The sequence below is a fragment of the Thermosediminibacter oceani DSM 16646 genome (assembly GCF_000144645.1).
Classification (GTDB): domain Bacteria; phylum Bacillota; class Thermosediminibacteria; order Thermosediminibacterales; family Thermosediminibacteraceae; genus Thermosediminibacter; species Thermosediminibacter oceani.
On the sequence record NC_014377.1, the window covers coordinates 1,641,991 to 1,665,825 of the forward strand.

Annotated in this window: 16 protein-coding genes, 1 tRNA gene and 1 CRISPR repeat array; of the genes, 8 read left to right on the top strand and 9 right to left on the bottom strand. The window is 45.1% G+C overall.

Annotation, left to right across the window (positions count from 1 at the left end; all coding sequences use genetic code 11):
• The first annotated feature begins 57 nt into the window (after positions 1-57).
• The 4 genes from TOCE_RS08335 (at position 58) to TOCE_RS08345 (ending at position 1,055) form a co-directional block, all read left to right on the top strand.
• Positions 58-294, top strand: coding sequence for a DUF2935 domain-containing protein (locus TOCE_RS08335; RefSeq protein WP_013276423.1), 237 nt, complete (start codon positions 58-60; stop codon positions 292-294).
• The gene (locus TOCE_RS12935; protein ID WP_187286566.1) at positions 272-442 is read left to right on the top strand and encodes a DUF2935 domain-containing protein; all 171 of its coding nucleotides are present in this window, start codon (positions 272-274) and stop codon (positions 440-442) included. Before TOCE_RS08335 ends, TOCE_RS12935 begins: the two co-directional genes overlap by 23 nt.
• A 133-nt stretch (positions 443-575) precedes the next feature.
• Positions 576-890 carry a DUF2935 domain-containing protein gene (locus TOCE_RS08340; protein ID WP_041423913.1) on the top strand — a complete coding sequence of 105 codons (315 nt, stop codon included), beginning with the start codon at positions 576-578 and terminating at the stop codon, positions 888-890.
• Between the two features lie 77 nt (positions 891-967).
• A tRNA-Leu gene (locus TOCE_RS08345) sits at positions 968-1,055 on the top strand.
• A gap of 906 nt (positions 1,056-1,961) precedes the next feature.
• Positions 1,962-2,924: a CRISPR direct-repeat array (repeat unit 30 nt; unit sequence GTTCTTAGTCTACCTATAAGGGATTGAAAC).
• Positions 2,925-3,088: 164 nt separating this feature from the next.
• Here TOCE_RS08345 and TOCE_RS08350 read toward each other — a convergent pair.
• Positions 3,089-4,309, bottom strand: a complete 1,221-nt coding sequence (locus TOCE_RS08350) for an IS110 family RNA-guided transposase (protein ID WP_013276425.1) — start codon at positions 4,307-4,309, stop codon at positions 3,089-3,091.
• Positions 4,310-4,758: 449 nt separating this feature from the next.
• Between TOCE_RS08350 and TOCE_RS08355 the strand changes: the two genes are divergently transcribed.
• Together TOCE_RS08355 and TOCE_RS11705 are read left to right on the top strand one after the other, a co-directional pair.
• A complete protein-coding gene (locus tag TOCE_RS08355) occupies positions 4,759-5,061 on the top strand; it encodes a carboxymuconolactone decarboxylase family protein (RefSeq protein WP_013276426.1) in 303 nt (100 codons plus the stop codon).
• Between the two features lie 344 nt (positions 5,062-5,405).
• Complete coding sequence (locus tag TOCE_RS11705; RefSeq protein WP_013276427.1) at positions 5,406-9,053, top strand: 5'-nucleotidase C-terminal domain-containing protein; 3,648 nt, start codon at positions 5,406-5,408, stop codon at positions 9,051-9,053.
• A gap of 579 nt (positions 9,054-9,632) precedes the next feature.
• Here TOCE_RS11705 and TOCE_RS11710 read toward each other — a convergent pair.
• Together TOCE_RS11710 and TOCE_RS12330 are read right to left on the bottom strand one after the other, a co-directional pair.
• Positions 9,633-10,703, bottom strand: coding sequence for a copper amine oxidase N-terminal domain-containing protein (locus TOCE_RS11710; protein WP_013276428.1), 1,071 nt, complete (start codon positions 10,701-10,703; stop codon positions 9,633-9,635).
• Between the two features lie 38 nt (positions 10,704-10,741).
• Positions 10,742-10,912, bottom strand: a complete 171-nt coding sequence (locus TOCE_RS12330) for a hypothetical protein (RefSeq protein WP_187286567.1) — start codon at positions 10,910-10,912, stop codon at positions 10,742-10,744.
• 231 nt (positions 10,913-11,143) lie between these two features.
• On the opposite strand from TOCE_RS12330, the gene TOCE_RS11715 reads away from it, so the two are divergent.
• Positions 11,144-11,845 carry a coiled-coil domain-containing protein gene (locus TOCE_RS11715; RefSeq protein ID WP_148218408.1) on the top strand — a complete coding sequence of 234 codons (702 nt, stop codon included), beginning with the start codon at positions 11,144-11,146 and terminating at the stop codon, positions 11,843-11,845.
• A gap of 100 nt (positions 11,846-11,945) precedes the next feature.
• Here TOCE_RS11715 and uvrA read toward each other — a convergent pair whose 3' ends face one another.
• The 6 genes from uvrA to TOCE_RS08400 all read right to left on the bottom strand — a co-directional run bounded on the left by uvrA (position 11,946) and on the right by TOCE_RS08400 (position 22,275).
• Positions 11,946-14,795 carry an excinuclease ABC subunit UvrA gene (gene uvrA, locus TOCE_RS08375; RefSeq protein ID WP_013276429.1) on the bottom strand — a complete coding sequence of 950 codons (2,850 nt, stop codon included), beginning with the start codon at positions 14,793-14,795 and terminating at the stop codon, positions 11,946-11,948.
• A gap of 16 nt (positions 14,796-14,811) precedes the next feature.
• On the bottom strand, positions 14,812-16,827 hold the full coding sequence (uvrB, locus tag TOCE_RS08380) for an excinuclease ABC subunit UvrB (protein WP_013276430.1): 2,016 nt from the start codon (positions 16,825-16,827) through the stop codon (positions 14,812-14,814).
• A 106-nt stretch (positions 16,828-16,933) separates the two neighbouring features.
• A complete protein-coding gene (locus TOCE_RS08385; protein WP_013276431.1) occupies positions 16,934-18,802 on the bottom strand; it encodes an ABC transporter ATP-binding protein in 1,869 nt (622 codons plus the stop codon).
• Positions 18,799-20,526, bottom strand: coding sequence for an ABC transporter ATP-binding protein (locus tag TOCE_RS08390; protein WP_013276432.1), 1,728 nt, complete (start codon positions 20,524-20,526; stop codon positions 18,799-18,801). Before TOCE_RS08390 ends, TOCE_RS08385 begins: the two co-directional genes overlap by 4 nt.
• Positions 20,526-20,978, bottom strand: a complete 453-nt coding sequence (locus TOCE_RS08395) for a MarR family winged helix-turn-helix transcriptional regulator (RefSeq protein ID WP_013276433.1) — start codon at positions 20,976-20,978, stop codon at positions 20,526-20,528. The genes TOCE_RS08390 and TOCE_RS08395 overlap by 1 nt, the downstream gene beginning before the upstream one ends.
• 427 nt (positions 20,979-21,405) lie before the next feature.
• Positions 21,406-22,275 (bottom strand): sulfite exporter TauE/SafE family protein, encoded by an 870-nt coding sequence (locus TOCE_RS08400; RefSeq protein ID WP_013276434.1) that lies wholly within the window; start codon positions 22,273-22,275, stop codon positions 21,406-21,408.
• Positions 22,276-22,588: 313 nt separating this feature from the next.
• Between TOCE_RS08400 and TOCE_RS08405 the strand changes: the two genes are divergently transcribed.
• Positions 22,589-23,812 (top strand): IS110 family RNA-guided transposase, encoded by a 1,224-nt coding sequence (locus tag TOCE_RS08405; RefSeq protein WP_013274925.1) that lies wholly within the window; start codon positions 22,589-22,591, stop codon positions 23,810-23,812.
• Positions 23,813-23,835 lie beyond the last annotated feature (23 nt).

Genomic DNA, 23,835 nt, shown 5'->3' on the forward strand with positions numbered 1-23,835 from the left:
GAAGCGTAAAGTTGGGCATAGAATACTATTGCAAAAACAAACAGCGGAGGCGTTACCTTGGATATTCAGCATGATTTGTTCCTGCAGAGAGAAATCAACTTCGGGGTTGAAATAATGAAAGATCACGCCAGGTTTATGAGAAACGCCTTCGATCCCACCGAAGAATTTCTGTTCAATGAATCCGACGAATTTTACAGGCGGTTTAACTTTCTAACCGACGAGTTAGAACCAGAGCGCGACGGTGCCGGTATGCTCCTTCCTGCAGAACCTGGTGCTGGACTTCATAGACTTTAAAGGCAGGGTAGCGGCAGGAATCCGTGCCTGCAGAATTCTTTCGATTTTGCCCGCTGAGCTAGTTGATCATATAAGGCGTGAAGCGCTGTTTTTCTCAGAATACTGGCCAGGGTCAAAGGTAGGCCGAGACCATCTAGGCGGGAACTGAACATACCCGGCGAAGGCACGGCCACGACAGCGCCGCAGGTTCTGATACCCCGGCTGCAGGAGGAATTCAGGGAAATTGCTCATGATGAACTCTTTTTCTGGTTGGAGATTGGCTTTGAAAACATGCCGGTGTAATGGCCTTATACTTCAGGCCGGGCCAGGAAGCGTATATGAAAGAGATGCTCCAGTGGGAAAGGCAAATAAGAAGACTTTACAATGAAATAGGAAAGGCTTTCAGAGCTTCCAGGTCACCAGAACCGTTTATATCCATTAGCATTAACATTATGAAGCATTGGGGAGGCTTTTTGCAGAGGCTTTTAGCGGATCTTACAAGGTGTACCATCCCGGGCAGGCAGATGAATGTATGGCCTAGGATAGTCGATCACATGATCCGGGAGAATAATTATTTTATAGAAGTGCTTGAAATACTCCAGAAGATGCGGTGTTGAGCCGCCTGCATCTTTTTTTTGGGTTGAAAGCCTCTTGAATTATGGCCGGGTATATGGTAATATAAAAGTGTAACTGTGCCGAAGTGGTGGAATTGGCAGACGCGCCGGACTCAAAATCCGGTGGCCGATAAGGCCGTGCGGGTTCGACTCCCGCCTTCGGCACCAGGAAAATCAAAGCTTCCGAGGTTTTGAATTTTTTCGGAAGCTTTATTTTTTACTGCAGTTTGGAGTAAATTTAACCGGCAGTTAATGCCTGCCGGATGGGTTAAATAATTACTTTTGGCCTTGCGTTTTCGCGAGGTCTTTTTCTTTGGTTAGTAATCCGTTAACGTAGCTGCCGCCGCTTCCTGTAAACCAGGCACATCGGGATTTAGGAGATGAATTCAAAAAATTTTCTCTTTTTAAGAAGGATTTTTTGTAACTTTGTAGAAAATTCTTATGCACTCATTGTTGGCGCAGGTAAGTATGCGGGGAAAATGCTCCAGGCGGGACACGGCAACTCTTTAAATAGATGATGATAAATTCGCAAAAGCTTATGAGGAAAAAAGCCTTTACTGGCGGGTTTTTCGAAGAAGTGAGAGATATGCGTAATTTAATTTTGATTGTTGAAGGTTTTATTTTGGCAGTCATTGGGGTCAGGTTGGCTTTTAACATAAGAATAGGAGAGGAGTTTGATGGTCTTATATAATTAAGACAATCCGCTGGATGATCAAAGTCATTTATATAACGAAGGGGATAACATTCTATACAAAATATTATCTATTTAATGCGGTTACACTGTTGATGTTTTTCTTAGCGAAAACCGTCACTCTTTCGGCACCATTAAAATTAAAACTCTCTACGAAAGTAGAGGTTTGACTTATGTTTATCATTAGGTATGTTTGAAATAAACTTGTCGTCGACCTCCGGTACTGCAAAAACCCCCGGGGGTCGACGACAAACGCGAATCATGCTTGAAATCAAAATTTACGCTGCTTAAGAAGGATTTTTGAAATTTGCGACGAAATGGTTATTAATGGATCCGATATGTATTTTTCGTTGTAGATCTTAGTTTTTTATGAAATTTTACGGGTTCTTAGTCTACCTATAAGGGATTGAAACAGAAATAATAATCGAATAACCTATCATTATTATGAGTTCTTAGTCTACCTATAAGGGATTGAAACCCGACCGTTTTTCCGCCTGATGGATTTTCACTTCTTCGTTCTTAGTCTACCTATAAGGGATTGAAACCATGGACAATAAGAAAGAGCTAATTGCAGAAATTATGTTCTTAGTCTACCTATAAGGGATTGAAACCCAGCTGCGAGAAGCGATTAAGGCGGAGAAGGACAGTTCTTAGTCTACCTATAAGGGATTGAAACAGGGTGTATTTGCTTCGCCTTCTATGGCGACTAACCTGGTTCTTAGTCTACCTATAAGGGATTGAAACATGAAATGGGATTCATTACGCCAGCAATCAGCTCAGGGTTCTTAGTCTACCTATAAGGGATTGAAACACATGGCATTAGCAACGTCTATGATTGAGAGCCCGAGTTCTTAGTCTACCTATAAGGGATTGAAACCTTGTATATCTCGCACCTGCCGCCTACCGCATAGGGGTTCTTAGTCTACCTATAAGGGATTGAAACTTATAAGGCAGGAGTATTCGCCGCTCACCAAAGGTTACGTTCTTAGTCTACCTATAAGGGATTGAAACACACAAACCTCCCCCGCTTCGAGCAGGGTGCATTCAGCGTTCTTAGTCTACCTATAAGGGATTGAAACTACAGCCGCCACATCGCCTCTTTTTGCCCCGCTATACGTTCTTAGTCTACCTATAAGGGATTGAAACCCAAAAGATAGCCCTACAATCTGGTCTGTAAACAAAGTTCTTAGTCTACCTATAAGGGATTGAAACAAGCGTTCTTTAAGACTACTAGCTTGAATATCTAACCGTTCTTAGTCTACCTATAAGGGATTGAAACAACTCTTGCTCTTTCATAGGCATCTACTCCTTGAAGAGTTCTTAGTCTACCTATAAGGGATTGAAACCTCACAACGGATTGAAAAAAGTTTGCCGCTACCCAAGGTTCTTAGTCTACCTATCCTGAAAATAATGATCCGCAAAAAGGCAATAAAAAACTAAGCCCATACATAATTTAAAAATATGGGATAAATCCTGAGCTTAATGTGCGTAATAACAAATCTCAAAATAGTTAAGACACTATCGTTTCGACCGTAACCTTCAACCCTAAAGACTCAAGCTTCTTCAAAGACTGCCGGATGACCATATTGCGCCTTTTCTCTTCGTAAAAATTCGGACCTAATTCAATATAAGGTTGCTTACGCTTGAGAATATGATAAACTATAGTTAGGATGCTGTTAGCTACCGCAACAGCTGCTCGATTCGATCCTCTTCGGGCAGCGATGCGGTGGTATTGACTTGAAAGATAAGTATCTTTTGCTCTGGAGGCGGCCCGGGCAGCTTCTACAAGAGCGCTACGCAACTTCTTGTTTCCCTTTCGGGTCCTGGCGGACTTTCGTTTACCGGCGCTTTCATTCTGACCTGGACACAGCCCCGCCCATGAACACAAATGAGCGGCGGAGGGGAACTGATCCATATTGGTTCCGATTTCAGCAATTATCTGTTCGGCAGTCCTTCTTCCCACTCCTGGAATCGTATCCAGCAGTGCCAGGTCCTCTTCAAAAGGGAGCATTCGATTTTTAATTTCTTCATCCAATCTTTCTATTTCTTCATCGAGGTAATCAATATGTTTTAGCTTTATTTCCAGCATCTTTCTCTGGTGATAATTAATAAATCCTTTTAAAGCGCGCTTTAGATCTTCCTTTTTATTCTTTAACTTACCATGAGAAAGCTCTGCCAGGATTTCGGGGTCATCTACACCGCTGATGAGAGCTTCCAGTATAGCACGGCTGGACATGCCGTTAATATCGGAGACCACCGAAGACAGCTTGATATTGGCTCCTTCAAGCACTTTCTGGATGCGGTTAAGCTCCCTTGAGCGCTCTTCAACAAGGCCGTGCCTGTAACGGACAAGTTCGCGAAGCTCCCTTTGCTCTCTGTCGGGGACGAAGCTGCCTTTCAAAAGGCCGTGGCGGAGTAGACTAGCAATCCATTCAGCATCCTTGACATCGGTTTTTCTGCCAGGCACATTTTTAATATGCTTTGCATTGACAAGTAGAATCTTCAAATTCTCAAGCTCCAGCAGGTTGTAGATGGGTTTCCAGAAAGAACCGGTGCTTTTCATGGCGACGACAGTACATCCTTTGTTTTTAATGAATTCCTTTAAGGCGAACAGGTCATCGGTCATAGTTGAAAAAGAGCGAATTTCCTTACCATCGGGAGTAATTACACAAGCCACGACGCTCTTTTTATGAACGTCCAGGCCGCAGACGTGAGAATACACTACATCCATAAAAGCAACTCCTTAGCGGCTTTAATATTGAAGGGCTGGTGCAACAACCATAAATAGTTATTCTATCCTTCGTGCTTCCCGTAACGGGAGCAACAATCTGTGGTGCACCTGGTCGTTGGGGTCTGTCTATAAGTCGGGCTCGAAGCACCAAGGTAAGAACGACCTGCCTTCGCCAGCCGCTATACTGATTATATCATGAAAGTGCATTTTCATCCTCTGATGGTGCCGCTTTTGCGGCATGGGAGTCTATAAAGGATTGAAACCTGATATTCAGAGGATTGATGGGAGCAGTGGTGGCGAGTTTTTGGTTTTAGGATTGGATACGAGAGATTACTTCAATGAATCGCCAAGGATGAAGCAAGGCATGCGATCCTATCAGGTTTATGTGTGATGTGCTATAATATAAATAAAAATATTAAGAACAAACTATTCAACTGGGAGGGGTTTGAATGCCGCTACCACCTTTTCTGGCATCGGTGGAAAAAAACGATCCTGATTTTGCAAAAGCCATAGAGGGTGTATTTTCTTCTGCTATGGGGCCCGGAGCGCTTGACCAAAAGACAAAACTCTTAATCGCCCTAGCTCTCGATGCTGCCCATGGAGCCTATCAGGGTGTGATGAACATATCAAAACAGTTAAAGAACATGGGAGTTAAAGATGAGGAAATTGCCGAGGCGATTAGAATAGCTTATTTTGCTTTCGGTAATTCTATTTTAGCTTCATATTCGGCAGCCTTTTCCGAAAATAAGTAATAGGGTGAGACTCAAGATTTCGGCTCGTTCGAATTAATGAGCACCGTTAAAAATTAAGGAAATTTAAGCATAAAAACCCACCGCTGGCGAATAAATGCCGTTAGGTGGGTTTGTTTTTATTAGCGCAGATTATCGTTTAAGCGATTTAGTTCACGATCATAAGGAAAGTTTAACAAAAAATACCATTAATTGCAGGATTATTCAAAAAAAATATCGAATATTAATTTTCAGGAAATTGTGTTTTACAAGTCCGTATTTGATAATGATCTTTCATAAACAAAAAAGGGGGGGTATAGAGAAATTCTTTATAAAAATCAATTTTTTAAACTAGGAGGTGTTAAATCATGGGTAGACCGGTCAGCAAATTACTAGCTTTTTTGATAAGTTTTTGTTTGCTGGCGAGTTCCATGGCATTTCCCCTGCAGGCCGCAGCTCAAACGCAAGAGGTAAAAATAACCATCCTGGCTACATCCGATCTGCACGGCAACATCTATCCGTTCGATTATTTCACTCTAAAAGATAGCAACGTTGGCCTCGCAAAAATAAGCACTCTAGTCAAAAAAGTTCGTGGTGAAAACCCCAATACCCTTTTGCTGGACAACGGTGATACCATTCAAGGAACGCCCCTCGTCTATTATTTTACCAAGGTTGAACCGGACAAACCCCATCCGATGATAAAGGTAATGAACGCTATGGGCTATGACGCCATGGTAGTTGGAAATCATGAGATTCAGGATTTCGGATACGATTGGCTGGAAAAAGTAAAGAATCAGGCCAATTTTCCCATCCTAGCAGCCAACTTATATCTACCCGACGGGCAGCCGGCCTATACCCCTTACGTAATTAAAGAAATAGCCGGCGTTAAAGTGGGCATATTGGGACTTACCAGCAAAAATCTGCCTAACTGGACTACCAAGCAAAAGCTAGGGCCCCTTACCGTTAAAGATGCGGTAGAAGAGGCTAAAAAGTGGGTACCCCAGTTGCGGGATAAGGTTGACCTATTGGTCGTTTCGGCCCATATGGGTTTTGAGGTGGATTTGAAGACAGGAGCCAGCAACGGCACCGCTTACGAAAATCAGGCTTATGCTCTGACTAAGGAAGTGCCCGGCATTGATGTTCTGATTACCGGCCACTCCCATATGGATATTCCACCTCAGCTGGTCAATGGTGTGCTGGTAGTCCAGCCCTACCGCTGGGGGAGCAAACTGGCGCGGCTTGATATTACCCTGCTTAAGACCGACAATGGTTGGCAGATAAAAGAAAAAATGGGAGAAGACCTGGCAGTTGACGGTGTGGAGGCCGATCCCGAAGTAATGGCTTTGGCCGGGGATTATCATGAGGCGGCATTAGCTTATGTAAACAGCACTATCGGAGAAGCGGCTGGCGATTTTCACGGCACCTATTCCCGCCTGAAAGATACCGCTATTATGGATCTCATTCATAAAGTCCAGTTAAAAGTTACCGGGGCCGACCTTTCCATGGCTGCCATGCTGCCTGCCGATCCGCCGACTTTGAAGAAAGGGCCTCTGACCGTTCGAGATATCTATTCCCTCTATATTTACGAAAATACCCTTCTAAAATTAGAGGTCACGGGCAAGCTGATAAAAGAAGCTCTTGAATGGTCCGCCACCTATTACAATACTTACGACTTCGGCGCCGGATCTTCCCCATTGATCAATCCCGACAAGCGCCATTACAACTTTGACACCATTCAGGGCGTGGAATATATCATGGATATCTCCAGGCCTCCGGGACAGCGGATCCGGAATCTTACCTACAAAGGCAAGCCGGTGCGCGACGACCAAAAATTTACTATAGCCGTAAACAGCTATCGGGCTTCCGGTGGCGGCGGATACACCATGTTTAAAGATGCGCCGGTACTTTTCCAGACCACGGAAGAGATCCGCAACCTGATAATTGAATACATAAAGGAACAAAAGGTTATCTACCCCGAAACGGACAACAACTGGCGGCTTTTACCCGATCACATTACCCATTGGGCTAAAGAAGATGTAGACCGCCTTGTACGCAACAAGGCCCTAACGGGCTTTTCCGACGGCACCTTTGCACTTGAGCAGCCCATTACCAGGGCCCAGTATGCAGTCCTTGTGGCGAGGGCTTATGGTATAGAGCCGGTAAAAGCGCCTGCTTCCCGGTTTAAGGATGTCCCCGGAGGACACTGGGCATCGGGCTATATAGAAACTTTAGCGCAAAAAGGTCTGGTCAACGGTAAACAAGCTGGTCTTTTTGCACCGGAAGCACCCCTCACCAGGGAAGAAGCTGCAGTTATCCTGGCTAGAATAATGGGGGCAGCCGGTACGGCTAAAAAGGAGAACGCTCTAGCCGGCTTTACCGATGCTTGGTCCGTCAGCCCCTGGGCTAGGGAAGCTTTGGCCTTTGCCCTGGAGAAAGGATTGCTAAGGGGTTACCCCGGCGGCACATTAAATCCGAAAAAAGAAGTAACCCGGGGCGAGGTAGCCGCCCTGGTAGCCAGAGGCCGGTATCCCGTGGTTACCATCCTGCACCTCAACGACCTTCATGGGTATATTACCGAGCGGCTGGATAACAACAATAAGCCCTTTGGCGGTATGGCCCGGGTGGCGACGGTGGTAGCCGAGACCAGGAAGCAAAACCCATGGACTTTGATGGTTGACAGCGGTGACCACATCCAGGGCGCACCTATTGCCAATTTCTTCTACGGGAGCAACGTAATTGAAGCTTACAACGCCATTCAGCTGGATTTGGCCACTTTTGGCAACCATGAGTTCGACTGGGGCCGAGAAACTATTAAAAACAGAATGAATGAAGCCAAATACGACTACATCTGCGCTAACCTTAATGACAGTAAAAGCGGCCAGCTTTTTACCGGCAAAGGTTATGTAGTAAAAGAGGTAGGTCCTGTTGCCATTGGCTTTACCGGCCTTATCACTCCTGAATTGCCCACCCTTGTTAATCCTAAAGGGATCGAAGGATTGAAGGTTTTAGACCCGGTCGCCGCTGCCGGTGAAACTGTTGCAGCGTTGAAAAAGAACGGATCCGTTTATAATATCGTTCTCTCCCACATGGGGGTTGAGGAGGACAAGAAACTGGCCCAGAAGGTTGAAGGCATCGATCTCATTATAGGTGGGCACTCTCACACCAGGCTGGATCAACCCGTTGAGGTATCAGGGGTAAAAATCGTCCAGACCGGCCAGCACGGCGAGAACCTGGGCAGGATCGACCTTGAATTTGCCGTAGACCGCAACGGAGCCAAGCTTCTAAACATGAAGTACAGGCTCATACCCATTGATGAAAGCATAAAACCGGACGAAAAAATCAAAAACCTGATAAAACCCTATGAAGAAGAACTAAATGCTAAGATGGACGAGGTTATAGGCGAAGCGCTGGTTGACCTGGTAGGAGAACGGGAAAAGGTAAGAACAGGTGAAACCAACCTGGGTAACTTCATCGCCGATTGGATGCGGACTGCGCTGGGTGCCGATATAGCTATAACCAATGCTGGTGGAATTAGAGCCAGTATTGCAAAAGGGCCCATCAGGGTTAGGGATATCTATTCCGTATTGCCTTTTGATAACTTGCTGGTATTGGTTGAACTTACCGGCAGCCAGGTAATTGAGGCTCTGGAAAACGCCTATTCCAAGTATCCCTTGGCCGATGGCCGTTTTGCCCAGATCTCCGGCATTAAAGTCACAATCGATCCCAGCAAAGAACCCGGCCAGCGGGTTACCGAAGTTTTGGTCAATGGTGTGCCCATTGACCCGCAGGCCAAATATAAGGTTGCCACTAATGACTTCCTCTATAACGGTGGCGACGGTTATGAAGTTTTCAAGAATGGGAAATTCCTTGGCTGGTCTACCGGTGAGTGGATGCGCGATGAACTCATCCGGTATCTGCGCCAGTATCCGCAAGTCAATCCGGCTGTGGAAGGGCGGATTATTATACCGAAGCAGCAAAGCAGAATGCTTCCCGCTATTAATAACAGGGCTGCCTGATGAAGACAGAGGGGGCTTTACTAAGCCCCATCTACGAAAGAGGAAACGATGCTCCCCGCGGTTGGTATGCTTTTGTAAATACAATTGATAGTACTCAGGACTGGCGTAGCTCAGTCCCAGTTCTTTCCACAGATTCGACATCATTTACAATGAAGCTGATATCAGAACTACGATTCCGGGCGGGGTAAGTACGCAGTTGTCTTCTTTATCAACGACACTCTTCAACGACGTGTCTATCTGGATCTTGGCAACCAGAAAGTACGATACAAGTACGTCAATGATACGTACGAGGATGGGGATACTGGAGGTGCCGGAGAAGTCAAATATAACTGGATGAGATGGACAGGGATGAGCTTAAAAACTGGCCCGGGAGAAACCTGGAGTTTATGGACCACTAGCTACAATAGTATAACAGAAAGCGGAACTTTCACAAATCCTCCAGGCAATGATCCCAAATATACGATTGAGTGGATAAGTCAGTGGCATGAAAAGAGAATAAAACATAACTACTAAACTCTAATCCGATACGTACATTAAGAGCCGGAGATAATCCGGCTCTTTTTACGGATATTAAGTATATTAATTGTTAATTGGGAACCAATATCCAGGTCCGGGCCTATATCCCTGCAGTTTAACCCCAAGCAAATCAGGTTTTGTCCCATTAACTACTCTGTATCCCCAGTCTGCTCCGTGCCACTTTTCCATGTACGACTTCAAAGTCAAATCGATAGTGTCATCTTTAAAAGTAATAATTTTTTCATTTGCTTTCCCAAGATAAGCGAGCCAAACGAGCGAAGGCTTCTCTCCCGAGAGGTCTATGAACGTCACCACATCTATAATTGGGGAGCCCGTTTGCTCGTAAGGAGACTGGTCAAGACTATAAGGTCGATTCACGAAACGGGCCAAGAAGCGCAAAGCTTCCCCCTCGGGGAACCAAATGTTATGCAGATCCGTAGTCTCATACTGGAGTATATTGCTTTTTGCTATCCAGTCCTCCTTCGTTAATAGCAGATAACGCCACAATCCATTGTTATTTATAACCAATTTCCTTGCTTCTTCCAAGTTTTGATTTTTTGTCTGCTCTACCATCTGGGCCAATTTATTTAGATTGTAAGTTAGGATGTCTTGGCTAAAAATAAGCACAGTACTTGTTTTAGGAATCCAATAAACCCTTTCCCCCAACGCCTCCGAAACAAATCTAACTGGGACCAATGTTCTCCCATTTACTATTTTAGTCGGAACGTCAAGTTCGACCCTGGCACCATTCTTATAAGCCATGTTTTCACCAACCGTTAATGTGACGATACTATTACCTTTAGCTGCCGTTACTGTGCCTGTAGTACCGTTCCAATCTACAGTTGCCCCTAAAGTCTCAAAGATAGCTCGAAGTGGTACTAGCACCCGACTGTTCTCAAGAATCGGTAAGACATCAAAGTGGAGTTGCTCACTATTAAGAGTCACAGCAATTGGTTGATCTGCCATAACACTACCTGGCAAACTGGTTATCAGAAGTACTACAATCAAAAGATTCCATAGCCACTTTTTCCTCACTGGCAAAACCTCTTTCAAAAATTTCCTTTCCAAAAAGTACAGACGCACAAATTGACTATTTTGTTCCGCTTCCCGAAAAATCTTTGACAACCTCGCCAACGTAACCTCCCTGGCATTGCCGTAGACCTAAACGCGTCCTACATTTCACCAGTCACCAAGCCCAACCGCCAGATGGCGATGTCGATGAGGCCGTACCGCTTGATGATGCCAACTTTAGTCAGCATGCTTTCTGGTGTTTCTGTTGGAGTGAAAATACCCAGTACCAGTTTTTCCGGTGGGATAGAAACTCTAGCCATCGCTTGGTACAAACTCGCTTCTCCCATATATTATACCATTAATAGCCAGGTCATAGTAGCACCTTCTCCCAATTATCCGGCCTTTGCCATCCTGTTCGGCTTTTTGTCAGGAGATTGCCATATTTGTCCAGACTGAAGTGGGATTTTTTTATCCCTTTGTGGGCTATGAACATTTTTGTTGTTGTGTTCATATTATACAGTGGAAAAACAAAACAGCAAGAAAAGAGGGGGATTATCAAAGATATGACAAAAACTGAACTGTTAAAAAAGCTAATAGATAAATTTGAACAACTGGAGTCCGTTGAAGACCTTGATAATATAGATCAATTTCTTGACGGATTCCTCGGTGAACTAGAAACCGCCGGAGACGCTCAAATTTCTAGCTTCGATTTAGCGGTAATCGCCCTGCTATTGAACAGAAAGTTCGGCCTGAAGGAAATAAAGAAGGAGATTAAAGATATAGAGAAAAAGCTGGATGACAAAGACTTCGGCTTAAAAGAAATTAAGAAAGAAATAAAGCATATAGAGAAAAAACTCGATGATGATAAATTCGGCCTAAAGGAAATTAAGAAGGAGATAAAAGATATCGAAGATAAACTTGACAGCAAAGACTTCGGCTTAGAAGAAATTAAGAAAGAAGTAAAGGAAATAGAGAAAAAGCTCGATGATGACAAATTCGGCTTAAAAGAAATTAAGAAGGAGATAAAAGATATCGAAGATAAACTTGACAACAAGGATTTTGGATTAAAGGAAATAAAGAAGGAGATAAAAGATATCGAAGACAAACTTGACAGCAAGGATTTCGGCCTAAAGGAAATAAAGAAGGAAATAAAAGATATCGAAGACAAACTCGACAACAAGGATTTTGGCCTGAAAGAAATTAAGAAAGAGATAAAAGATATTGAAGAAAAACTTGACCGCAAGGATTTCATCTTTGAGAAATAAAGAAAGAAAAACTGAACCGGATGCTACCGTGCGCGGACAAATACAAGTAAAGATCCCACTTGAAAAAGTGGGATCTCTTTTTTATTCATCAACATGAAGTTTAACCGGCCGAAGATACCTTTTTCATTTCGTGCATCCCCAGAACCTTCTTGAGAAAATACCCTGTGTAAGACCTCTCGTTGGCCGCCACTTCCTCGGGGGTACCCAGAGCTATAACTTCTCCTCCCCCGTCTCCCCCTTCGGGCCCCAGGTCTATTATATAATCGGCCGTTTTGATTACATCCAGGTTGTGTTCTATGACTATGACCGTGCTGCCGCTTTCTACGAGTCTGTGGAGCACATCCAGCAGTTTCTTGATATCCGCCGGATGGAGTCCCGTTGTGGGCTCGTCCAGGATGTACACCGTGCCGCCGTTGTTCTTCCTAGAAAGTTCGGTGGCTAGCTTGACCCTTTGGGCTTCACCTCCCGACAGCGTCGTCGAGGACTGGCCCAGTTTGATGTATCCCAGCCCCACATCCCTCAGGGTCTCCAGTTTACGCTTGATTTTGGGGATGTTCTGGAAAAATTCCAGGGCTTCGTCCACCGTCATGTCCAGCACATCGGCTATGCTTTTCCCTTTATATTTCACTTCCAGGGTTTCCCGGTTATAGCGCTTGCCTTTGCATACTTCGCAGGGCACGTAGACGTCCGCCAGGAAGTGCATTTCTATCTTTATAATACCGTCGCCCTTGCACGCTTCACAGCGGCCACCTTTTACGTTGAAGCTGAACCTGCCTGGTTTGTAGCCCCTCATCCTGGCCTCCGGGGTCAGGGAGAAAACCTCCCGGATATCGTTGAACACTCCGGTGTAGGTGGCCGGGTTGGACCTCGGGGTCCTGCCGATGGGCGACTGGTCTATATTTATCACTTTGTCCACATATTCGACGCCTTCAATATCGTCAAAATCCCCGGGTCTGGTTTTTACCTTGTATAGCTTTTCCCTCAGAGCCTTGTAGAGGATTTCGTTCACGAGGGTACTTTTTCCGGAGCCGGAAACCCCTGTAACACAGGTGAAAAGGCCCACGGGGAACTTAACGTCGATATTTTTCAGGTTGTGCTCCCGGCAGCCCTTAAGGACGATCCACCGGCCGTCGGGCTTCCTCCGCACAGGAGGCACCGGTATGGTCAACCTGCCGCTTAAATACTGTCCCGTAAGGGACTCTTCGCACTTTTCGATGACTTCAACCGGCCCTGCCGCAACGACCCTCCCGCCATTTTCCCCGGCCCCCGGACCTATGTCGATAATGTAATCGGCGGCCCTCATGGTATCCTCGTCGTGTTCGACTACCAGAACCGTGTTTCCCAGATCCCTGAGCTCTTTAAGAGTCTTTATCAGCCGTTCGTTGTCCCTCTGGTGCAGGCCAATGCTAGGCTCGTCCAGGATGTAGAGGACACCCACCAGTCTGGAGCCTATCTGGGTAGCAAGCCTTATCCTCTGCGACTCGCCACCGGAGAGGGTCCCCGAGGGCCTGTCCAGGGTCAAATATTCCAGACCTACGTCGATCAAAAACTGTAACCTACTTTTAATTTCCTTCAACACCTGGTGGGCGATGAGCCGCTCCTTTTCGGTGAGCTGCAGGTTGTTGAAAAAGTCCATGGCATCTTTTATGGAGAAAGCTGTAACCTGAGCGATGGAAAGACCGCCCACCTTCACGGCCAAGCTTTCCGGCTTCAGCCTGGCCCCCTTGCACGCGGGACACGGCCTGGTACTCATAAACTCCTCGATCTCTTCCCGGGACCATTCGGAATCCGTCTCTTCGTAACGCCTCTTTAAGTTGTTTATCACGCCCTCGAAGTATCCCCTGAAATGCCTTGAGCTGCCGTAACGGCTCTCGTAGTAAAAGTCTATGACCTCATCGGACCCGTAAAGCAGTATTTCTATCATGCGCTCGTCCATTTTCTCGATAGGAGTTTCCACATCGTAGCCGTAATGTTCCAGTACCGCCTGCAGCATCTGGAAATAATAGCCGTCGGGGCTGCTGTTCCAGGGCACTATGGCACCTTCGGCCACGGACTTGGACCTATCCGGTATAACCAGGTCCGGGTCAATCTCCATGTTCACCCCAAGACCGCTGCAGGCCGGACAGGCGCCGTAAGGGCTGTTAAAGGAGAACATTCTGGGTGACAGTTCCTCAAGGCTTATACCGCAGTCCGGGCAGGCAAAATTCTGGGAAAAAAGTATTTCTTTATCTCCAATAACATCTATGACCACCAGCCCTCCCGCCCGGGCTAGAGCCGTCTCTATGGAATCGGCCAGCCTGGATTCCACTCCAGGTTTTACAATTATCCTGTCCACGATTATATCGATGTTGTGCTTTTTATTCTTGTCCAGTTTGATTTCTTCTGCGGTTTCTCTGATTTCCCCGTCAACCCTTATGCGGACAAAACCGTCCTTCTTTATCTGTTCGATGAGCTTCAGGTGTTCGCCCTTCCGGCCTCTGATCACGGGTGATAGCACCTGTATCCTGGTACCTTCTGGCAGTTCCATCACCGCGTCCACCATCTGGTCTACGGTCTGCTGCGATATCTCCCTACCGCACCTGGGGCAGTGAGGCTTACCGATCCGGGCAAAAAGGAGTCTTAGGTAGTCGTAAATTTCCGTAACCGTTCCTACGGTGGAACGCGGGTTCTTGCTCGTGGTCTTCTGGTCTATGGATATAGCCGGGGACAACCCCTCTATATAATCCACGTCGGGCTTATCCATCTGGCCCAAAAACTGCCTGGCATAGGCAGATAGGGACTCCACGTACCGCCTCTGACCTTCGGCGTAAATCGTATCGAAGGCGAGGGTGGATTTACCCGAACCCGAAATGCCCGTTATGACAACCAGCTTATCCCTGGGGATTTCCACGTCTATATTTTTCAGATTGTGCTGTCTTGCACCTTTTACGATTATTTTATCCTTGGACATGAGCATCACAACCCTTTTAGCTTTTTGAAACCGTCTTGCGGTCTCTAACCACGCTGAAAGCCTGGGCTTTGATTTCAAAGATTATATCGCGGAGCTGGGCCGCCCTTTCAAACTCCAGGTTCCTGGCAGCCTGCTTCATTTCCTTTTCCAGCTTGTCAAGATAAGCTTTCAGCTCTTTCTTGCTCATCCTGGCCAGGTCCTTTTCAGGCAGGTAATCGGCTCTCTCTTCAGCGGCTTTTGTGGCCTCGATCATTTCCCTGATTCCCTTTTTGACGGTCGTAGGCACTATGCCATGCTTCCTGTTGTACTCCATCTGTATCATGCGGCGGCGGTTGGTTTCACTTATTGCCCTGGCCATTGATTCGGTTATCGTATCGGCGTACATTATCACCCTACCCTCTGCATTGCGCGCCGCGCGGCCGATGGTCTGGATGAGCGAAGTTTCCGACCGCAAAAACCCTTCCTTATCGGCGTCGAGGATGGCCACCAGCGAAACTTCAGGGAGATCAAGGCCTTCCCTGAGGAGGTTGACGCCAACCAGGCAGTCAAATTTTCCAAGCCTCAGGTCGCGTAAAATCTGGAGCCTCTCCAGGGTGTTGATCTCAGAATGCAGGTATTTCACTTTTATCCCGGATTCCCTTAAGTAATCGCACAGGTCTTCGGCCATCTTCTTTGTAAGGGTGGTGACCAAGACTCGCTGGTCTTTTTCGGCCCTTTTTCTTATCTCCCCGATGAGGTCGTCGATCTGCCCCTTCGTGGGCCTCACTTCCACCTCCGGGTCTACCAGACCCGTGGGCCTTATGATCTGTTCGACCACCTGGGAGCTCTTCTCCAGCTCATAGGGGCCGGGTGTTGCAGAGAGAAAGATGACCTGATTTATCCTTTCCTCGAACTCTTCGAAGGTGAGAGGTCTATTGTCGAAGGCCGAAGGCAGCCTGAAACCGTGTTCTACCAGTGCTTCCTTCCGGGACCTGTCTCCCGCCCACATGGCGCGTAGCTGGGGTATGGTGACGTGGGATTCATCTATTATTATGAGGTAATCCCTGGGAAAATAATCGAGAAGCGTGAAAGGAGGTTCACCGGGTTTTCTCCCGGTAAGATGCCTTGAATAGTTTTCTATGCCCTTGCAGTAACCGGTCTCCCTGAGCATCTCTATGTCGTAATTGGTGCGCTGCTCGAGCCTGGCTGCTTCCAAAAGCTTCCCTTTAGCTCTCAGTTCGGCCAGCCTTTCCTCCAGTTCCTCCTTTATGGATTTGATTGCGGCTTCCAGCTTGTCTCTCGGAGTGACGTAGTGGGAAGCCGGGAAAATGGAAACATGGGTCCTCTCACCCATCACTTCCCCGGTGAGGGTGTCTATCTCGGTTATCCTGTCGATGACGTCGCCGAAAAATTCCACCCTTATGGCTCTTTCCGTGAAGGATGCCGGATAAATTTCAAGGATATCCCCGTGCACCCGGAAGGTGTTCCGGCTGAATTCGAACTCATTCCGGGTATACTGGATTTCCACCAGCCTCCGGATGATCTCGTCCCTGTCTTTTACCATACCGGGCCTCAGGGAAATCACCTGGTTCTCGTAATCCACCGGGGAACCAAGGCTGTATATACACGAGACGCTCGCCACGATCACCACATCCCTGCGCTCGAACAATGCGGCGGTAGCCGAATGGCGCAGCTTGTCTATTTCGTCGTTTATAGAAGCGTCCTTTTCTATATAAGTATCGGTCTGGGGGATGTATGCCTCGGGCTGGTAATAGTCGTAGTAACTGACGAAATACTCGACGGCATTGTTCGGAAAAAATTCTTTGAGCTCGCTGCAGAGCTGCCCGGCCAGGGTTTTGTTGTGAGCTATTACGAGAGTGGGCTTTTGTACCTTCTCTATGAGATTGGCTATTGTAAAGGTCTTACCTGTGCCGGTGGCCCCCAGCAGCGTCTGGAATTTGTAACCCTTCCTGATCCCTTCGGACAGCGCGGCAATGGCTTTAGGCTGGTCTCCCTTGGGAGTAAATTCTGAAACAACCCGAAACTCCCCCATAAGATCACCTTCTTCATCGATTTTACTTTAAAAATTATATCATAATTAATACAGGGAAGAAAGCCAATCCCCAAAACTATGTTTGTGAATTTTTCTTCACAACAGATTAGATAGCCCCCAAAAACTGGCTTTTATAAAGTTCCGCATAAAAACCACCTCTATCCAGAAGTTCCTTATGAGTACCCTTTTCTATGATTTTCCCATTATTTACAACGAGAATAATATCAGCATCCTTTATAGTGGATAGCCTGTGGGCAATGACAAAACTCGTCCTCCCTTTCATAAGGTTTTTCATAGCCTTTTGAATGTAAATTTCCGTCAGGGTATCCACATTACTCGTCGCCTCATCTAAAATGAGGATCTCCGGGTCCGCTAAAAAAGCACGGGCTATAGTAATCAGCTGTTTTTGCCCCTGGGAAATGTTTGAAGCTTCTTCATTCAAAAGCGTATCATAACCACCGGGTAATGTTTTAATAAAGTGGTGAGCATGAGCCGCTTTTGCAGCTTTTATAATTTCCTCATCGGTAGCACCTTCTTTTCCGTAAGCAATATTTTCTTTTATAGTACCACTGAAAAGCCAAGTATCCTGCAGTACCATCCCGAATATTTTTCTTAAATTGGCACGACTTATGTCTCTTATATCCACTCCATCGATAGTGATTCTTCCATCCTGAATTTCATAAAAACGCATCAAGAGGTTTACAAGGGTTGTTTTCCCCGCACCGGTTGGGCCTACTATTGCTACTGTCTGCCCGGGGCTTACCTCAATATTTAAATTGTCTATCAAGGGCATATTTTGTTTATAACTGAACTTTACATTTTCAAATTTTATCTTTCCCTTTATATCATTCAAGAAAAACTTTGCTTTATCCGGAACTTCTTCCTCTTCATCCAGTATTTCAAATACCCGTTCAGCGGAGGCAATCGTCGATTGAATAATATTTACTATATTTGCAGTCTGAGTTATGGGATGATTGAACTGTCTCGAATACTGTATAAAAGCCTGAACATCCCCTATTTCCAGAATCTTCTTTATTACAAAAATCCCTCCCACGACGCAAACAATTACATAGCCAATATTGTTAATAAAGTTCATAACGGGCATTATAACACCCGACATAAACTGAGCCTTCCAGGCAGCATTATAAAGTTCTTCGTTTATATCATTAAAAATTTTTAGAACATCTTTTTCTCGATTAAAGGCTTTTACAATATTATGGCCTCCGTAAGTTTCTTCCACATGGCCGTTTAATTCACCCAAAACCCTTTGCTGTTTTGCAAATAATTTTTGAGATTTCGCTGCTATTGACATCGTTGCAATAATACTTAAAGGCAATGTCACAAAAGTAATGAGAGTTAAAACCGGATTTATTGTAAGCATCATTACAACGATACCTATAATTGTAACAACAGCAGAAATCAGCTGGATAATGCTCTGCTGTAAAGTGCTGCTTACATTATCAATGTCATTCGTAATCCTACTCAGTATTTCGCCATGGGTTCGCGAATCAAAATATTTGAGCGGAAGCTTGGAAAGCTTTTCCACAACATCGTTTCTCATTTTCAAAACCGTTTTTTGGGAAATACTCACCATTATATATTGCTGAATATAGGTAAACAGAGCACTTGAAGCGTAAAGGCCGGCTAAAATAAATAAAATTTTTGCTATATACTCGAAATCGATTTTAGCACCGGGCACATGCATCCTTTTTGCAATCAAACCTTCAAAAAGTTTGGTCGTAGCTTCACCCATTATTTTGGGACCTAATATATTAAATACAGTGCTAAGTAATACCAGGATAAGAACAATGAAAAATTCAAAAGCATAGGGTTTTAGATATTTTATAAGCCTTCCCAAAGTCCCTTTAAAATCCTTCGGTTTTTCCGCGGGCCTCACCATCGGTAGCCCACCGACGAATCCCCTTCCACCATGCCTTCTCCCGGTAAAAACAGGTCCGCCTGGCCCGGCACTCATATTAATTCCTCCCCTGAAAGCTGAGATAAAACTATTTCGCGATATATCTGGCAGGTGTTCAGCAGTTGTTTATGCGTCCCGATTCCTGCTATTTCCCCTTTTTGCAGTACAATAATTTGGTCAGCATCCATAATCGTCGCCACTCTCTGCGCCACTACGATGACAGTCGCGTCTTTCGTTTCCTCTCTTAATGCTGCCCGGACTTTCGCATCGGTTTTAAAATCAAGGGCGGAAAAACAATCATCAAAAAGATAAATCTTCGGCCTTTTTACTACAGCTCTGGCAATAGCTAATCTCTGCTTCTGGCCCCCCGAAAGGTTCTTACCTCCCTGGGAAATTTCCGAATTAAATTCATCTTTCATCTGAAAAATAAACTCGGTAGCCTGAGCAATACAAGCAGCTTTCCTTATTTGTTCATCGGCAGCATCGTTTTTACCAAATCTGATATTGTCAGCGATCGTACCAGAAAACAATACAGCTTTTTGCGGCACGTATCCTATCATGTCCCTCAATTTTGTTTGAGGTAAAAGTTTTATGTCCACACCATCGATCAAAATACTTCCACTGTCTGCATCGTAAAATCTCATAATAAGATTCAAAACAGTAGACTTACCCGAACCGGTCCCGCCAATAATTGCAGTTAACTTCCCGGGTTCTGCCTTGAAAGAAATATTTTTCAATGCAGGCTCATCAGCTCCCGGATAACTGAAGGTAACATCTTTGAATTCAATTACACCTCTGATATTTTTTATTTCTTCTGGTTTCTCGGGCTCCTTTATTTTAGGCACGATTTCCAGCACTTCATTTATCCTCAAAGCAGAAGCCGAAGCGCGAGGAAGCATAACGAAAACCACTGAAACCATTATAAGTGAAAACATGATCTGAATTATATACTGAATAAAAGCCATCAAATCGCCTACCTGCATCGTTCCTTTATCTATCCTAATTCCTCCAAACCAGATAACCGCTATTATAGTAAAATTCAACAGCAGCATCATTGCAGGCATAAGCCAAGCCATTATTCTATTTACCTTAATTGACATATTAGTCAAATCTATATTGGCCTCGTTAAACCTTTTCTTTTCATATTCAATTTTGTTAAATGCCCGGATAACCCTTATTCCTGTAAGATTTTCACGCAGTATAAGGTTCACCCTATCGATTTTCTTTTGGATGGCATCAAAAAGCGGCATTGCCTTTTTATATAGAACAAAAACCAAGAAGGCAAGTATAGGGACAGTGATTAACAAAATCAACGAAAGTCTCGCATCCTTTGATACCGCCAATATTATACCGCCTATACATATTAAAGGTGCCCTTGCCACCATGCGCAGAGTTATCATGATCACCATCTGAATCTGGTTAACGTCATTTGTCGTGCGGGTAATCAACGATGCGGTACCAAATTTATCGAATTCTTGTAATGAAAAATTTTCTACTTGGGAGAAAATTTTATTTCTTAATATTTTCCCAAATCCCATTGCAGCTTGAGAGGATAAATAACTGGCAACAATAGCAGATACAGTCCCTCCCGCTGCTACAAGCAGCATTATTTCTCCTTTTTGCAAAATGTATCTTATATCACCCTTTACAATTCCTATATCTACTATATCTGACATCAAATTGGGCAGGTATAGTTCTGAAATAGATTGAAAAAAGATTAAAATTAAAGAAACTATAACATAATTTCTATAGGGTTTTAAAAATTTCAGCAGTTTTATCATTATTTCACCCTCTGGTTATTTAAGGCTTTTTCTAAGTTAATAGTCATTTTCTGAAATAGCATTGCAAGAGTTTCTTTTTCCTGTTCGTTAAAATCTTTAAAACATTCTCTATCAATGGTTAAAATTATTTCGCGGAGCTTACTGCATATCTCTCTTCCTTTTTCGGTAATATACACCCTTGAGATCCGCTGATCGTTATCATCCTGTTTTCGCACAATCAAACCGGCTTTTTCAATTCTGTTTAGCATTACCGTAATGGTCGCCGGTTTAACCTTCAACCTTTCTGCGAGTTCCCTTTGACTTTGCCCGCCATGTTTATAAAGAATTAGAAGCAGCGGAGGTTGGCCGGGATAAATATTGATTTTTTCTAAAAGTTCACGGGTCATTAAATAATGGAGCCGGCTTACCTTCAAAAAAAGGCTGTAGAGTGAGTTAGGATCGATAACCTCCATACATTCTCCTCCAAGAATATTATTTAGACGTCTAATATTATATAATTATAATATCAAAATCAAAAAGAGTAAATCTCTCTGTAAAATTTCATTAGAAGCAGGCACGTCAGATAAAGCCGCTTTACTTATAAAGAAAAAACTGCCCCCTGTAACGGCGCAGTTTTTATTTCTGCTAGGCCCGTAAAACTAAATTTCAAAAAGTATGCGAATTCTCACCAGACTTTCCCCAGCATCAATACCTTACCGCTGACCAATTTGCCGAAATCGGGTTTTATAAAAGCGACACACGTTACGGTACCGATAGCCTAACCCATATCAGCAGATATAAATCCAAAAACGTGTAGCAAGCAACCTTTTTCTACTCATCTTCCCTCCATAAAAATTTTTCAGGACCCTGAATCTCTCCCAGGGTCCTGAAAATAAAGTTTTATTCGTTAGCCACCTGATTATTAAAGGCCGATCTCAGCATTGTGATGGCGGTGTAAATTATTACGAAAACCACGAGCCACTTCAGCAGGTTAAGGGGCAAGGTTTTTACGATGTATGCCGCTATTAGAACGCCGATGGTCCCGGCGATTGTTATCGCAACGGAGGCCTTCCTGTCGTATGCGCCTTCCTGTACGAATTTGATCGAAGCAGCTGGCATGAGGAAAGCACAGGAACCCATCATTATCGGGAAAGCTACCCTCGGGCTCATACCCAGGGCGTAAACCAAAGCCATGCACGGTGCGTAGAGACCGATGCCTATTGTCATCAGGGCGCCGAGGATGAAGTTGCCCACGACACCGATTATAAGTTTGGTTCCGGTAAGACCTATGGCTTCACCGCCGACGGGCATGAGGTTGAACATGCCTGCCAGGAAAATCATTGCCACCACCAGCAGGGCAATACCCATACCGATCTGGATTTTTTTCTCGGGCAGTTTGGAAACTATACCGGCACCGACAACGGCGCCGAGGGTCGCCGAAGCGAGCATTGATATGAGGGTGATAGGTTCTACTTGAATTACTGTTATAAAGATCAGTGCTTCAAGAACAACGGGTATTGTCATGCTTACGTTCAGCGTGCCGGGTATCAATTTATCGGGGACGAGCTTCATCAGTTTAAAAAATGCGGTGGTGGGAGCGAAACTGCCTATGCCCAGGGTATCGAAGAAGTTCACGATAAATCCCACCAGAGAAAGTTTTGCCCAACTGGCGTCGGAAAACGTATGCTTGTTTTTCACCGTATCTTTGAAAAATACATAAGAGAATCCGAGGGTGAGCAGTCCGAGAACCGAAAGTACTGCCTGAGTCATATTTCCCCTCCTTGTACAATATAGTTAGCTTTAATAATGTAATTAAGGGTCATTCAAAGTTTTTTGACAACCACACAGGAATTCTGATAAAACTTAGCTAATATTTCTCGTAGCGGCAGGGGACTTCGATCTTCCTCCTTGGGAAGCTCTTTCGCTGTCCCGAAATTAAGAGTGAAGCCCCTCCTCTATGAGATGTCTCGAATGAGCACGTTGCGGATGTAGCTTGCTGCATGCCTCGAGTTACGCGCAAGGTTGAGACTTATAGAGGATTGCGGGAACCCTGCCTAATTCAGTGAAAGCAAGGATGTAAATCATGTTCTATGGCGGTATTGATGTGGCTAAACACAGTCACGAAGTATGCCTCGTAAACGACTCCGGTGATATAGTCTTAAAAATGCATCTAGACAATAACCATAAAGGAATGAATAAGCTTTTGCAGGCATTGGAAAGACTCGGTTTAAAGCCTGATGACGTAAAGTTCTGCTTAGAGGCTACCGGCCATTACTGGCTCCCTATCTACTGCTACCTCACTAACCAGGGATTTGAACTTCATGTCATCAATCCCATTCAGTCGGATGCTTTGCGGAATCTCTATGTGCGTAAAACTAAAACCGACCAAAAAGATGCTCTGCTCCTTGCTGACTTGCTGCGATTGGGAAGAGCCCCCGAGACCAGACTCCCTTCCGAAACAACCCTCAAATTGCAGTCGCTCTCCCGACTCCGCTTTGAGTTCGTACGCCAGGTCGGTGGCCTTAAGAACAGGGTGCTTGGTATTTTGGATAGGATTTTCCCTGAATACCCAGACTGCTTCTCCGATGTGTTTATCCGGACTTCAAGGGAGCTGCTTAAATCTTACCCGGAGCCGGAAGAATTAGCCGAAGTGGACCTTTCAGAGTTATCTGCTTTCCTGAAAGAACATTCCCGCGGTCGGTTCGGTGAAGAAAGAGCTAAAAAGATTCAATCTCTGGCTAAGGGGACCTTCGGTATCACCATGGCTTTAGACGCTTTCACATTACAGCTTCGTTTGTTGGTTGAGCAAATTGAATTTATTGAAGAACAGATAAAGGTTATTGAAGATGCAATTAACGAGGTTATGGAGGAGCTTCGTCCTAGTAAGGATACCCCTTATCGCCACGTAATTGAAACTATTCCAGGTATTGGCCCTGTCCTGGCTGCCGCAATTATCGGTGAGATAGGTGATATTTCTCGTTTCCCTAACCCCCGGGCTCTCGTAGCTTATGCCGGTTTAGATGCTACAGTCAGGGCTTCAGGATTGTTTGAGGGTACTCGTAACCGTATGTCTAAACGCGGTTCCCCTGTTTTAAGAAACAGCTTGTGGTTAGCCGCTGTTTCAGCCCGCCGTTTTAACCCGGAGTTGAGGGCTTATTATGAGCAAAAACGCAGCCAGGGAAAGCACTCGAATGTTGCTACAGGAGCCGTTGCAAGAAAACTTGTTCACCTGATCTACTCTCTCTGGAAGGATAACCGGCCGTATGACCCGGATTATCAATGGTCTCCTCCCGGCAAAAATGCGTGAACAGAATTTCTATGTGATTGTCA